Annotated in this window: 16 protein-coding genes; 13 read left to right on the top strand and 3 right to left on the bottom strand. The window is 69.6% G+C overall.

Features of this window, described 5'->3' with window-relative positions; translation table 11 throughout:
- Positions 1-46: 46 nt before the first annotated feature.
- The 3 genes from dcd (at position 47) to C1I98_RS24215 (ending at position 2,489) form a co-directional block, all read left to right on the top strand.
- Positions 47-622, top strand: a complete 576-nt coding sequence (gene dcd / locus C1I98_RS24225; protein ID WP_111169726.1) for a dCTP deaminase — start codon at positions 47-49, stop codon at positions 620-622.
- Positions 623-863: 241 nt separating this feature from the next.
- A complete protein-coding gene (locus C1I98_RS24220) occupies positions 864-1,481 on the top strand; it encodes a DUF47 domain-containing protein (RefSeq protein ID WP_111169725.1) in 618 nt (205 codons plus the stop codon).
- A 9-nt stretch (positions 1,482-1,490) separates the two neighbouring features.
- Positions 1,491-2,489 (top strand): inorganic phosphate transporter, encoded by a 999-nt coding sequence (locus C1I98_RS24215; RefSeq protein WP_111169724.1) that lies wholly within the window; start codon positions 1,491-1,493, stop codon positions 2,487-2,489.
- Between the two features lie 44 nt (positions 2,490-2,533).
- Here C1I98_RS24215 and mshD read toward each other — a convergent pair whose 3' ends face one another.
- Positions 2,534-3,436 (bottom strand): mycothiol synthase, encoded by a 903-nt coding sequence (gene mshD, locus C1I98_RS24210; RefSeq protein WP_111169723.1) that lies wholly within the window; start codon positions 3,434-3,436, stop codon positions 2,534-2,536.
- A gap of 122 nt (positions 3,437-3,558) precedes the next feature.
- Here mshD and C1I98_RS24205 point away from each other — a divergent pair, with 122 nt between their 5' ends.
- Entirely contained in the window at positions 3,559-5,259 is a 1,701-nt protein-coding gene (locus tag C1I98_RS24205) for a bifunctional metallophosphatase/5'-nucleotidase (RefSeq protein ID WP_233508135.1), read from the top strand.
- 9 nt (positions 5,260-5,268) lie between these two features.
- Here the strand turns inward: C1I98_RS24205 and C1I98_RS24200 are convergent, their stop codons facing one another.
- Positions 5,269-5,985, bottom strand: a complete 717-nt coding sequence (locus C1I98_RS24200; RefSeq protein ID WP_111169721.1) for a winged helix-turn-helix transcriptional regulator — start codon at positions 5,983-5,985, stop codon at positions 5,269-5,271.
- A 142-nt stretch (positions 5,986-6,127) separates the two neighbouring features.
- Between C1I98_RS24200 and C1I98_RS24195 the strand changes: the two genes are divergently transcribed.
- From C1I98_RS24195 to C1I98_RS24155, 9 genes are all read left to right on the top strand, one after another.
- Positions 6,128-6,379: a MoaD/ThiS family protein gene (locus tag C1I98_RS24195; protein ID WP_111169720.1), complete on the top strand. Its 252-nt coding sequence runs from the start codon at positions 6,128-6,130 to the stop codon at positions 6,377-6,379.
- Positions 6,380-6,438: 59 nt separating this feature from the next.
- Positions 6,439-7,122 (top strand): LmeA family phospholipid-binding protein, encoded by a 684-nt coding sequence (locus tag C1I98_RS24190; RefSeq protein ID WP_111169719.1) that lies wholly within the window; start codon positions 6,439-6,441, stop codon positions 7,120-7,122.
- Positions 7,103-7,702 (top strand): sigma-70 family RNA polymerase sigma factor, encoded by a 600-nt coding sequence (locus C1I98_RS24185; RefSeq protein WP_111169718.1) that lies wholly within the window; start codon positions 7,103-7,105, stop codon positions 7,700-7,702. The genes C1I98_RS24190 and C1I98_RS24185 overlap by 20 nt, the downstream gene beginning before the upstream one ends.
- The gene (locus C1I98_RS24180) at positions 7,699-8,478 is read left to right on the top strand and encodes an anti-sigma factor family protein (protein ID WP_111169717.1); all 780 of its coding nucleotides are present in this window, start codon (positions 7,699-7,701) and stop codon (positions 8,476-8,478) included. The genes C1I98_RS24185 and C1I98_RS24180 overlap by 4 nt, the downstream gene beginning before the upstream one ends.
- Before the next feature lie 142 nt (positions 8,479-8,620).
- Positions 8,621-8,959, top strand: a complete 339-nt coding sequence (locus C1I98_RS24175) for a TlpA family protein disulfide reductase (protein WP_233508136.1) — start codon at positions 8,621-8,623, stop codon at positions 8,957-8,959.
- 233 nt (positions 8,960-9,192) lie between these two features.
- Positions 9,193-9,594 carry a DUF4395 domain-containing protein gene (locus C1I98_RS24170; protein WP_111169715.1) on the top strand — a complete coding sequence of 134 codons (402 nt, stop codon included), beginning with the start codon at positions 9,193-9,195 and terminating at the stop codon, positions 9,592-9,594.
- A gap of 13 nt (positions 9,595-9,607) precedes the next feature.
- Complete coding sequence (locus tag C1I98_RS24165) at positions 9,608-10,447, top strand: sulfurtransferase (RefSeq protein ID WP_111169714.1); 840 nt, start codon at positions 9,608-9,610, stop codon at positions 10,445-10,447.
- The gene (locus C1I98_RS24160) at positions 10,444-10,746 is read left to right on the top strand and encodes a DUF1416 domain-containing protein (protein ID WP_111169713.1); all 303 of its coding nucleotides are present in this window, start codon (positions 10,444-10,446) and stop codon (positions 10,744-10,746) included. The genes C1I98_RS24165 and C1I98_RS24160 overlap by 4 nt, the downstream gene beginning before the upstream one ends.
- A 171-nt stretch (positions 10,747-10,917) precedes the next feature.
- Positions 10,918-12,258: a hypothetical protein gene (locus C1I98_RS24155; RefSeq protein ID WP_146607601.1), complete on the top strand. Its 1,341-nt coding sequence runs from the start codon at positions 10,918-10,920 to the stop codon at positions 12,256-12,258.
- On the opposite strand, the gene C1I98_RS41670 is transcribed toward C1I98_RS24155, so the two are convergent.
- Positions 12,231-12,966 (bottom strand): hypothetical protein (locus C1I98_RS41670; protein WP_199537171.1); only part of this gene is annotated, 736 nt, incomplete at its 5' end. The genes C1I98_RS24155 and C1I98_RS41670 overlap by 28 nt on opposite strands.

Raw genomic sequence — 12,966 nt, 5'->3', positions numbered from 1 at the left:
GGGGAGCGGTGTCCGGAGTGGGGGTGGAGCCGGTAGGTTGCCTCACGTGCTGCTTTCCGATCGTGACATTCTCGCGGAGATCGAAACCGGGCGGGTCGGGCTGGATCCGTTCGAGCCGGCGATGATCCAGCCCTCCAGCATCGATGTGCGGCTCGATCGTTACTTCCGGGTGTTCGAGAACCACCGTTATCCGCACATCGATCCCGCTGTCGAGCAGCCCGATCTGACGCGGATGGTGGAGCCGGAGGGGGACGAGCCGTTCATCCTGCATCCGGGGGAGTTCGTGCTGGCGAGCAGCTATGAGGTGATCCGCCTGCCGGACGACATCGCGTCGCGGTTGGAGGGGAAGTCCAGTCTGGGGCGGCTGGGGCTGGTGACGCACTCCACGGCGGGGTTCATCGATCCGGGGTTCGAGGGGCATGTGACGCTGGAGTTGTCCAACCTGGCGACGCTGCCGATCAAATTGTGGCCGGGGATGAAGATCGGGCAGTTGTGCATGTTCCGGCTCAGCTCACCGGCCGAGCATCCGTACGGCTCGGCGAAGTACGGCTCCCGGTACCAAGGCCAGCGCGGCCCGACCCCGTCGCGCTCGTACCTGAACTTCCACAGGACGCGGATCTAGACACGGCCACCCGGTACCGACCAGACGCGGTCACCAGGCCATAGGATGCCTACGGGTCGGCAAAAAGCCATCAAAGTCCAGCAAAACGGGCGAAGGCCAAGAGCCTCCCAATGTTGGTGTCAGGGATCACAACGGGGGTAGCCAGAGCTAGAAGACCGGGTGACAAGCGGGTGAAGTTCGCATATCCGCTGGTTGCCCGTACTCTTCTCTGCGGACCATCCCCGCACATCTGGAGAACGACGTGCGTCTGCGTCTCACGCCCCGTGAGGACAGTTACTACGACTTGTTCGCGGACTCGGCGAACAACCTGGTCACCGCGTCCCGCCTGTTGGTCGAGATCATCGGCGACGGGTCGGATCGGCAGGCCCTCGCCGAGAAGATGCGTGCCTGCGAACATACGGGCGACGATCGCACCCACGCGATCATGAAGCGGCTCAATGAGAGCTTCATCACGCCCTTCGACCGCGAGGACATCTACCGCCTCGCCTCGAACCTCGACGACGTGATGGACTACATGGAGGCCGCCGCCGACCTGATCGTGCTGTACAAGATCGATCACCTGCCCAAGGAGGTCATTCGGCAGGTCGAGGTGCTGGAGCGCGGCGCCGAGCTGACCGCCGAGGCGATGCCCCGGCTGCGTTCGATGAAGAACCTCAACGAGTACTGGATCGAGATCAACCGGCTGGAGAACCAGGCCGACCAGATCTACCGCAGGTTGCTGGCCAAGCTGTTCGGCGGCGAGTACGACGCGCTCACGGTGCTCAAGATGAAGGAGGTCATCGACCAGCTTGAGATGGCCGCCGACGCGTTCGAGCACGTCGCCAACACGATCGAGTCGATCGCCGTCAAGGAAAGCTAGTAAGGCACAGTGGAGCTAGCACTCGTCATCGGCGTCATCGTCGTGGCGTTGGTCTTCGACTACACCAACGGCTTCCACGACGCGGCGAACGCGATCGCGACGTCGGTGTCAACGCGCGCCCTGACCCCCAGGGCCGCGCTCTTCATGGCCGCGGCGATGAACTTCCTCGGGGCGCATCTCGGCACGGCCGTCGCCGACACCGTGGGCAAAGGGATCATCGATCCGCCCGCGGGGGCGCACGGGCTGGTGGTCGTCGGGTCCGGACTGGTCGGCGCGATCACCTGGAACATCATCACCTGGTACTTCGGACTCCCATCCTCCAGCAGCCACGCCCTGATCGGCGGGCTGATGGGCTCGGCGCTCGCCGCGTCCGCGGTCGTGCACTGGGACGGTGTGCTCGCGAAGGTGGTGGTGCCTATGATCCTGTCTCCGCTCATCGGCTTCTCGCTCGGCGCGATCATCATGATAGCGATCTTCTGGATCTTCCGTCGCACACAGCCGGGAAAGGCCAACCGCGGTTTCCGCTACGCGCAGACCGTGTCGGCCGCCGCGATGGCGCTCGGCCACGGCCTCCAGGACGCCCAGAAGACGATGGGCGTGATCTTCCTGGCGCTGGTGGTCGGCGGCCATGCGACCACCGAGGACCCGATCCCGCAGTGGGTCATCCTGGCCGCGGCGGGGGCGATCTCGCTCGGGACGTACGCGGGCGGCTGGCGGATCATGCGTACGCTGGGCCGCCGCATCATCGCCCTGGACCCGCCGCAGGGCTTCGCCGCCGAGTCGGCCGCGGCCGGCGTGCTCTACAGCGCGGCGATGGCCTTCGGCGCGCCCATCTCCACCACGCACACCATCACCAGCGCGATCATGGGCGTGGGCGCGACCAAGCGCCTGTCGGCGGTGCGCTGGGGGGTGGCGGGCAACATCGTGACCGCGTGGGTCCTCACGATCCCGGCCGCCGGGCTGGTCGCCGCCCTGAGCTACCTGTCCTTCCACTGGCTCCTGGAGTAACGGAACCGGCTCTTGGAGTAACGGATGGAGTGACGGAGCCAGGCTCAGCCCTTCTGGTACATCACGTCGGTGTCCCAGCGGGCGAACCCCAGCCGCTCGTACACCCTGATCGCCGCCTGGTTGGCCTCGTCCACGTACAGCATCACCCGGGCGAGGCCACGGTCGCGCAGGTGGTGGAGCCCGGCCAGGGTGAGCGTACGGCCGAGCCCGCCGCCCTGCTGGGACGGATCCACGCCCACCACGTAGACCTCCCCTATGGGCCCGTTCTCTTCGCCCGCGTGGACCTTGGTCCAGTGGAAGCCCACCAGCGCGCCGTCCCGCTCGGCCAGGAAGAACCCCGCCGGGTCGAACCACTCCTCCTGCTCGCGCAGCTTGAGGTCGTCCAGCGTCCAGGCGCCCTGCTCGGGGTGGTCGGCGAAGGCGCGGGCGTTGAGCCCGATCCACTCCTGTTCGTCCTGTCCGGGGACGAACGTGCGCAGCCGTACGCCCGCGGGCGGCCGGAAGTCCGGCAGCGGTTCGGTCAGCGACCGGCGCATCCGCCACAGCGAGCGGGCCCGGGTGAGGCCCGCCGACGCGGCCAGCCGCCCGGCCGCGGGCAGGTCGCCGTGCGCCCACAGCCGCAGCCGCCCGCCCGCCTCGGCGAGCACGGCGGCCAGCAGCGCCCCGCCGTACCCCCGGCCGCGCCACGCCGGGTGCACCACCAGTTCTCCGCTTGAGCCCTCAGCGTCGTCCGCCGGGTCGAGATGGGCGAACCCGGCCACCGAGCCGTCCGGCGCGTGCTGCAGCACGGCCCTGGCCTGCTCATCGCCGCCGTGCAGCAGATGCAGCATGACGTGCTCGTTCAGCGGCCGTACACCGTCGGCCGCGGTGGCCGCGTCCACGAGGGCCAGTACTCCGGCGGTGTCCTGTTCGTCGAGCCTGCCCCGCGTTTCGACCTGCGCATCCATGGCTGAAGCCTAGATCCAGCGGCAGAAGACGCCATCTTCCGGGGGGTTGATTCGTTACCTCTAGGACATTCGCCGCATAGATCGTCGGCTTACTGTCAGGGGCCATGACGTCACGTTCCAGAATGCGGTGGGCCGCAGCGGCCGGGTTCTCGGCCGCGGTCTGCATGGCGCTCGCGCTGGGCGGCCCGGTCCCCGCCGCCGCGGCGGGCAAGGCGGCCCAGGTCGGCCAGGCGGCCGGCAAGGCGAGGACCGTCCCGGTACGGCTGATCGCCGTCAACGACTTCCACGGCAACCTGGAGCCGCCCACCGGCTCCGGCGGCCGGATCGTCAACGAAGCCGGCCAGACGGTGGACGCCGGCGGCGCCGCCTACCTGGCCACCCACATCAAGGCGCTGGCCGACCGGAACAGCACCGTGGTGGCCGCGGGCGACCTGATCGGCGCGACCCCGCTCATCTCCGCCGCCTACCACGACGAGCCGACCGTCGAACTGCTCGGCAAGCTGGGCCTTTCGGTGTCGTCGGTGGGCAACCACGAGTTCGACGAGGGCTACCGCGAACTGCTGCGGATCTCGCACGGCGGCTGCCACCCCACCGACGGCTGCTCGCCCGCGGGCAAGTGGCGCGGGGCCCGCTACGACTACCTGGGCGCGAACGTGCGCCTCAAGAAGGCCCCGGCCCTCCCGGCGCTGGCCCCGTTCTCGATCAGGAAGATCAACGGCGTCAAGGTCGGCTTCATCGGGCTGGTCACCAAGACCACTCCGTCCATCGTGACGGCAGAGGGGATCAAGGACCTGACCTTCGCCGACGAGGTGGAGTCGGCCAACCGCACGTCGCGGGCGCTGCGGCTGCTCGGCGTGCGCGCGCAGGTCGTACTCGTCCACGAGGGCGACCAGGTCACCCCCAACCAGAGCCCGGACGCCTGCCCGGTGATCGTCGGCGCGGGCAGCCGGATCGCCTCGGGGGTGAGCGCCGAGGTGGACATGGTGGTCATGGGCCACTCCCACCAGGCGTACGTCTGCAAGACCAAGGACCCGGCGGGCGCCGACCGCTATGTCAGCCAGGGCTCGTCGTTCGGCAGGGTGCTCACCACGCTGGACTTCAAGGTGGACACCCGCACCAAGGACGTCGTGCGCTCCACCGTCGCGGTGGACAACCACGTCGTCACCCGTGACGTACCGGCCGACCCGGAGATCGAGCGGTTCGTGCGGACCTGGAAGGAACGGGTCTCCGAGGTCGCCAACCGGCGGGTCGGGACCATCACCGCCGACCTGACCCGCACGCCGGGCCCGTCAGGGGAGTCCCCGCTGGGCGACCTGATCGCCGACGCCCAGCTCGCCGCTACCAAGCCCGGCGGCAACGCCGAGATCGCGCTGATGAACCCGGGCGGCATCCGCGCCGACCTCACCCACGCCCCCGACGGCGTGGTGACGTACGGCGAGGTGTTCACCGTCCAGCCGTTCAACAACCTGATGCAGGTCGTCACGCTGACCGGGGCCCGGCTCGACGCGCTGCTCGAACAGCAGTACCAGGTCAACCGGGTGCTCCAGCCGTCCGCGTCGCTGACCTACACCGTCAGCGCCTCCGCGCCGGTCGGCTCGAAGGTCTCCGGCATCAAGGTCAACGGGACGCCGGTCACCGAGACCCAGCAGATCAGGGTGGCCGCCAACAACTTCCTCGTGGGCGGCGGCGACGGCTTCTCGGTCTTCACCGAGGGGACCGACGTGTGGAGCGGCCCGCTGGACATCGACGCGCTGGTGAGCCACTTCACCGCGAACTCCCCGGTCTCGCCCCCGGCGACCGACCGGATCACCGTGGTCCCGTAGCCCGAAGGCTCAGTGGTGGGCGGGCTCGCGCTCCTCGGCGTGCTGCTCGCCCCCACGATCGGGCACGAACCGGTAGCCCACGTTGCGGACGGTGCCGATCAGCGACTCGTGCTCGGCGCCCAGCTTGGCGCGCAGCCGCCGGACATGGACATCGACCGTGCGGGTGCCGCCGAAGTAGTCGTAACCCCAGACCTCCTGCAGCAACTGCGCGCGGGTGAAGACCCTGCCGGGGTGCTGGGCCAGGTACTTCAGCAGCTCGAACTCCTTGAACGTGAGGTCGAGCGCCCGGCCACGCAGCCGGGCGGTGTAGGTGGCCTCGTCGATGGTCAGGTCGCCGCTGCGGATCTCGTCGGGCACCTCTTCGGCGGCGGCGACCGACCGCCGGCCGATGGCCATCCGCAACCGGGCCTCGACCTCGGCCGGGCCGGCGGTGTCCAGCAGCACGTCGTCGGCGCCCCACTCGGCGCTCATCGCGGCGAGACCGCCCTCGGTGACGATCACCAGCAGCGGGCAGTCGATCCCGGTGGTCCGCAGCACCCGGCACAGGCTCTTGGCCTGGACCAGCTCGCGCCGCGCGTCGACCAGCACGGCGTCGGACGGCGGCGCGTCGAGCAGCGCCGACGCCTCGGCGGGCGCGACGCGCATGGAGTGGAGCAGCAGGCCGAGCGCGGGCAGCACCTCGGCGGACGGCTCCAGGGCGTTGGTGAGCAGGAGCAGATTGCTCAACAGGCTCCGCCTCCTTCCGGCCTGGACGGCCCGGACGGGCCCGCCACGCGGGTGGCCCGTCCCATGTAGTGAGGATAACGGACCGGTATCGGATGCCCGCGCTATGGTCATAGCCAGTGGGGCGAGAAGGGACGAAAGGCCGATGGCGACGGGAACGATCCGCTACTGGGCCGCGGCGAAGGAGGCGGCGGGAATCGCCGAGGAGCCGTTCGAGGCGGCCACGCTCGGCGAACTGCTCGCCGAGGTCACCCGCAGCCGAAGCGAGCTGGCGAAGGTGATCCGCAGGTCGTCGTTCCTGGTGGACGGAGACCCGGTCGGCAGGCGCGACCACGACACGGTGGAATTGCGGCGAGGATCGACGGTAGAGGTACTTCCGCCCTTTGCTGGCGGTTGATCCTTGGCTTCCGTAGTGTTCGGATCAGCCGCAGGAGTCGCGCCCATCGAAGGAGAGCGATGCGCAAGCTGGTCGTCTTCTTGATCGTGCTGGCCGTCGTGCTGGGTGTGGTGGACCGAGTGTCCGTGGCGGGGGTGGAGCGCGAGATCGCCAAGCAGGTGGCCGCACAGTACAAGTTGAGCACCCAGCCCACCGTGACGATCAACGGCATCCCGTTCCTGACCCAGGCGGTCGCCGGGCGCTACGACGAGATCAACCTCCAGATCGGCTCGCTGACCCGCAAGGGCGTGCGGCTTTCCGGCGTGACCGCCACTCTTTACGGCGTGTCCGCCCCGCTGCTCGACCTCATCCAGAGCCCGTCCGGCGCGGAGATCACCGCTGAGCGGGTCACCGGGACGGTGACCGTGCCGCTGGCGGTGATCGAGCAGCGCGCCCCCAAGGGCGTCAAGCTGTCCGGCGACGGCGGTACCCTCAAGATCGCGGGCGAGATCAACCTGCGCGGGGTGCCGGTCCCGGTCTCGGCCGACCTGAAGGTGGACGTGGTCAAGGGCGGCGTACGGCTGGCGCCGGTCAAGGTGGTCGTGGCGGGCGGCATTCCGGTTCCGCCGGAGGCGACGCGATCGATGACGTACACGATCCCGGTACAGGGCCTTCCGCTCGGCCTGAAGGTGACGGCCGTGGAAATAGTCCCGGAAGGACTGCGAGTGACCGGTGAGGCGAACGATGTTCCGCTTCGGGCATGACCGCCGGGGGCGGGAGCGGCGGCCGTCCGGTGAACCGCGTCTGCGCGCCGTACGTGATGAGGGTGTGAGTCCAGTCGCGGGTACCGCCGACGAGGAGCTGATCAGGGCCCTCTTCGACGAGCATGGCGGGCCGTTGTACGGCTACGCCCTGCGGCTGACCGGTGATCCAGGACGTGCGGAGGATGTCGTGCAGGAGACGCTGCTGCGGGCGTGGCGGCATCCCGACGCGCTTTCCGGCCGTCCGGTGCGCGCGTGGCTGTTCACGGTGGCCCGCAACCTCGTCGTCGACCAGCACCGGGCGCGCAAGTCGCGCCCGCAGGAGACGGGTGACGAGGCCCTGGCCGTGCTCCCCGCAGAGGACGAGCTGGAGCGCGCGGTGGAGTCGTGGGCCGTGGCCGAGGCGCTGGGGGCGCTGCGGCCGGAGCATCGCGAGGTATTGATGGAGGTCTACTACCGGGGGCGTTCGGTGAAGGAGGCGGCGCAGGAGCTGGGCATTCCGGCCGGCACCGTGAAGTCGCGCTCCTACTACGCCCTGCGGGCGCTGAAGCTGGCGCTCGAAGAGCGGGGGCTCGCGCCATGATGCGGTGTGAGGAGGTACGGCTGTCGCTCGGCGCCCACGCGCTGGGCGCGCTGGAGGCCGACGAAGCCGTGGTCGTCGAGGCGCACCTGGCCGAATGCGCCGAGTGCCGCGCCGAATACGACGAGCTGGCCGGGGTCACGGCCTTCCTGGGCCGGGTCTCCGCGGGCGACGTCGCCCAGGCGGTACGCCCGCCGCGGGCCGTGCTGGACCGCATGCTCGACGCGGGGGTCCGGCGGCGGCGCAGGTCGCGCGTGCTGCTCGCGGCGGCGGCAGCGGCCGTGGTGGTGGCCGGCGGCGGGGTCGTGGTGTCGGCCCTCACCAACACCGCGACCACACAGCCGGCCGTCGTAAGCGCACCGGACACCGGGGCGGAGAAGGCGCCGCGGGAGGCCCCGAACGACACCGGCCAGGACGCCGTCGTGCCGAAGGCCGCGCCCGACGACTCGGCCGCACTGGCACAGCAGGTGCCCGCCCTGACGATGCGCGGCCAAGATGGCAAGATCAGCGGTCAGGTGCGGGTCTTCGCCGAGGAGAACGGCAGCCGGGTCGAGGTCAGCCTGGACGGCGTGCCGCCGGGTGCGCGCTGCGACCTGATCGCGGTCGGCGCGGACGACACCAAGAAGGTCGCCGGCGGCGCCATCGCGGCCGAGGCACGGTACACCAGCGAGGCCGACTACTCCTTCACCGGCAACACCAGCTTCACCCCCGGCGAGATCGAGCGGTTCGAGGTCGTGGACGCGGCCGGGCGGCTGCTGCTGACTCTGGAAGGGCCGTGACCCGGTTTTTCGACCCGGTATAGGGGAAGATTTCCGGGCATCGCCGGGTTGCACTCGTGCGATGGAAGGGTTGCTCGTGGCACTGGCGACCCTCGCCGCGGCGACCGTCTTCGGCTTCGCCTGGAGGCTGCGCCAGGGCCGGATGGCCGATCGGGGAGGGCCCGTGCTGACCGCCGATGACATCGGTGCCGAGCTGGGCGAGCGTGCGACGCTCGTGCAGTTCTCCACCGCGTTCTGCCAGCCGTGCCGGGCCACCAGGCGCGTCCTCGCCGAGGTGACGGCCATGGTGCCGGGCGTGCGGCACGTCGAGATCGACGCGGAGTCGCGGCTGGAGCTGGTGCGGGAGCTGGGCGTGCTGCGCACGCCGACCGTGCTCGTCCTGGACGCCGCGGGGACGATCGTCCGGCGGGCCGCCGGCCTGCCCGGAAAGGCCGACGTGATCGCGGCGCTGGGTCTCGCGGTGCGCAACGGAAGATCGTGAAATGCCGTACCTTAGCGGCTTTCCTACATCGGCGTCTCAAAAATCGGACGGGGGATGTGACAGACGGCGTCACGGCGGGTAGTGTCGTCACCGTGCTTCCGAGGACAGAGCTGCTTACCAAGCGACGGGCGGTCGATTTCTGCCGCGTCACTACCGAGCTCTGTCCCGCTTCCTGAACGGGCGATCTGGCGGCCTATGCCGCACTTGTTCGACACCATCAGGAGCACCCCGCGATGCAGGTTGATCCCCGAGCCCTTCGATTCTCAGCGGCGATCACTACTTCGGTTCTCGCGCTCGTCCTCGTGACGGGCAACGTCTGGCTGCTCGGCGCGCAGGCGCTGTTGTTCGCGCTGGGCGTCGCCGGGGTATCACCCTTCCGGCCGGTCTTCCAACGGCTCGTCAAGAGCCCGCCGAAGGAACTGGAGGACGCCGCGCCGCCGAGATTCGCGCAAGCCGTGGGGTTGGTCTTCACCGTCGTGGGAATCGTCGGGTATGTCGTGCAGGTCACGCCGCTGGCCGTCGGCGCGACCGCCGTCGCCCTTTTCGCCGCATTTCTCAATGCCGCTTTCGGCTTCTGCCTCGGCTGCGAGATGTATCTGATCATTCGCCGTTTGACCCCTGCCGCAACCCGATGAACCGGAGGAATTCATGAGCCGCGCCGCGTCCCTGGTGGATGCCGAGTGGGTCGAGGCCAACCTCGACACCCCTGGTGTCGTACTCGTCGAGGTCGACGAGGACACCAGCGCCTATGACAAGGGCCACATCCGTGGCGCTGTCAAGATCGACTGGAGGAACGACCTCCAGGACCCGGTCCGCCGCGACTTCGTCGACAAGGCCGGGTTCGAGGCCCTGCTTTCGGCGCGCGGCATCGCCAACGACGACACCGTCGTCCTGTACGGCGGTAACAACAACTGGTTCGCCGCTTACGCCTACTGGTACTTCAAGCTGTACGGCCACGGCGATGTGAAGCTGCTCGACGGCGGGCGCAAGAAGTGGGAGCTCGACTCCCGCGAGCTGGTCACCGACGTGGTCGAGCGGCCGGCGACGACCTACGCCGCCCAGGAGCAGGACACCGCCATCCGCGCCTTCCGCGACGACACCGTCAACGCGATCGGCAAGCTGAACCTGGTGGACGTCCGCTCGCCCGACGAGTTCTCCGGCAAGCTGCTGGCCCCCGCCCACCTGCCGCAGGAGCAGGCGCAGCGGGGCGGGCACGTGCCGACCGCCCGGAACATCCCGTGGTCGAAGGCCGCCAACGACGACGGCACCTTCCGCTCCGACGACGAGCTGCGCAAGCTGTACGGCGAGGCGGGGGTCGACTTCGCCAAGGACACCATCGCCTACTGCCGCATCGGGGAGCGCTCGGCGCACACCTGGTTCGTGCTGCACGAGCTGCTCGAGCAGCCCAACGTCAAGAACTACGACGGATCCTGGACCGAATACGGCTCGCTCGTGGGCGTGCCGATCGAGCTTGGAGAAGCGCGATGACCTTCGCCGACGGGTGCGCCGCACCCGAACAGACCGCAGAGCTGCCCGCCGGGGTCGATTTGTCGACCCAGGCCGTGATCCAAGGCGTGGTGTCCGGCGCCTCGACCGCCTACGCCCGCCTCCTCGACTCCTCCGGTGAGTTCACCGGCGAGGTCGTGGTGTCCGACGAGGGAGTGTTCCGCTTCTTCGCCGCGCCGGGTGACTGGACCGTCCGCATCATCGCGGGCGGCGGGGTCACCAAAGACGTCGCCGTGCAGGCCAGGCGCGGCGAGGTGGCCAAGCTCCAGGTCGCCGTCTGAGCCCGGCCATCTGAAGCACGCCATTTGAGCACGACCGTTCATCGGGGCGCGAGCGCCGGTCCTCCGGGTAGGGGGCCGGCGCTCTGGCTTTGTGGCGGTTTGTGTGGGTTTGCGGTCCGGTCTTTATGGACCTGCCCGCATGGCCGTGACGGGATCGATACGATGCCCTAGATGTCTGGTACGTCTGGATTGGCTGCTCCGCCGCGTCCCGCCCCGCAACGAGCGAGAGCGCGGGCCGTCCCCTCGCCCTACTCCCTCCCCGCCCACACCGCGCGCCTCGCCGTGACCTGCGGCGTGGGGCTGCTGCTGTGGTACCTCGGCGGACAGGTCGCCAGATACGCCCTGCTCTACATCGGCACCGAGATCTCGCACGGCGACTACCGCGAGGTCCGCCTGGTGCTCACCATGCTGATCTTCACCATCATCGTGGCGTTGCAGATGGTGGTCACGGTGGGCATGCTGCACACGCTGCGCGGCGCGTTGGCCGAGATCCGCGCCAGGCGCGCCGAGGGCGGCGGTGACGAGCGCTTCCTGGTGGCCTTGGACCGTGTCGCGCCCGCGTTCGCGGTCATCTACCTGACCTGGGGCTTCTTCTCCGACGACGCGCGCGACTTCGTGGCGCTGGACGAGATGCACCGCCTCGGCGAGCCGTTCAACGCCTACTTCGAGGGCCGGGAGAGTACGGCCGGCCGGGGCCTGCTGGACCTGGACGTACGGGTCTCGCTGGGCGTCATGATCGTCGCCTGGGTGGTCCGGCTGATCTTCAGCCGCCGCTACGACAACGGGGAGGGGTCCTTCTCCGGGTCCGTGGCCGCGTTCGCCGAGCTGGCCTTCGCCTTCTTCGGGCTGAACGCGACGCTGACCATCGCCAACGAGCGCTCGGACTGGATGTACCACCGTTCGGCGGTGGCGGGCACCAGGGACATGATCGCGCAGGCGGAGGAGAAGATCCCCGGCTGGCAGGCGTTCTGGGAATTCGTGGGCGAGGTCTGGCCGTACATCGTGGACGCCATGGTCCTCCCGCTCACCTGGCTGGCCGTCGGCATCCTGGTCTTCGGCGCGGACATCAACGACACCAGGGCGGCGATCAGGGGCACCCGCGTGGAACGCGTCGCGGGCCGCTACGACCAGACGCACAACCTCACCAGGCAGGCCATCACCAAGATCACCGGTGGGCTCCAGGACCGCTGGATCCCGATCGCGCACGCCCTGCGGCTCACCGTGCGCGGCGGCGCGCCGCTGTTCGGCCTGTTCTGCCTGTGCTACGTCGGGCTGCGGTTCCTGGTGGACCACGGCGTGCGCGGCGTGCAGCACCTGATCGGCTCCACCGAGCCGTACTTCTGGCAAGTCCTCGCCTGGCCGGTGTTCCTGCTCGCCGAGCTGGTCATCACCGTGCTCACCATGTGCCTGCTCGCCGCGACCTTCGACATCGCCTCCACCCGGGCGCGGGCGCTCGGCCTGGACCGCGACGAGGCGGCCGACGATCAGCGGCCGAACTCGAACACGTCGTAGGTCTCCTGCTGCCCCTGGGCGGCCTTCCTGAGGTCGGTCTCGGAAGTGTGGCGGTAGGCGTTGGGCTTCAGCCGTACGCGCACCCGGTCGGCCACCGCCGTCGGCACGATGCCGAGCCAGGTGTAGCCGTACGGCGTGCGCAGCTTGTGCTCGGCCACGTCGGTCGGGACGTTGTTCTCAAGGTCCACGACCTGCCAGCTTCTGCCGTCGCCGTCGGTCAGCTCCACCTCGGGCTTGGTGTCGCGCAGCGCCCCGTCCTGGTTCATCGCGACCCTTGTGGCGCTGACCTTCATCCAGGTCCGCTCGGGCGGGAGGGGCTTGGTGCCCTTCGGCGTGGGAATCCGTTGCACCGCGACCTGCCAGGAGACGTTCAGGAAGGTCAGCGGCTTGCCTGCGGGCACGGTGTGGACGACGTCCCGGTCGAAGTTCTGCACATGGACCAGGTAGCGGTCCACTGTCGGCGCCCCGAACGCGAGCACGGCGAGCGCGCCCAGCGCGGCCACGCGCAACCCGGCCCGCTTCGAGCGGGGGGCTTGCGGCGGGGTCGTGTCGTCGCGGGAGGCTTGAAAGGGGTCGTCCTGCTCGGGCCCCGGCGGTACGGCGGGCGGCCACGCCTGCCCATGCTGCCGTGCCTGCGCCGGCTCCGGCGGCGGCCCCGTCCGCCGTCGCCGCCCCCGCGCCCGCCGTCCGCCCGGCTCGGCAGGCGGC

Origin of the sequence: Spongiactinospora gelatinilytica (assembly GCF_003236385.1) — a bacterium.
GTDB lineage: Bacteria > Actinomycetota > Actinomycetes > Streptosporangiales > Streptosporangiaceae > Spongiactinospora > Spongiactinospora gelatinilytica.
This window is presented reverse-complemented; position numbering and strand designations above follow the sequence as displayed.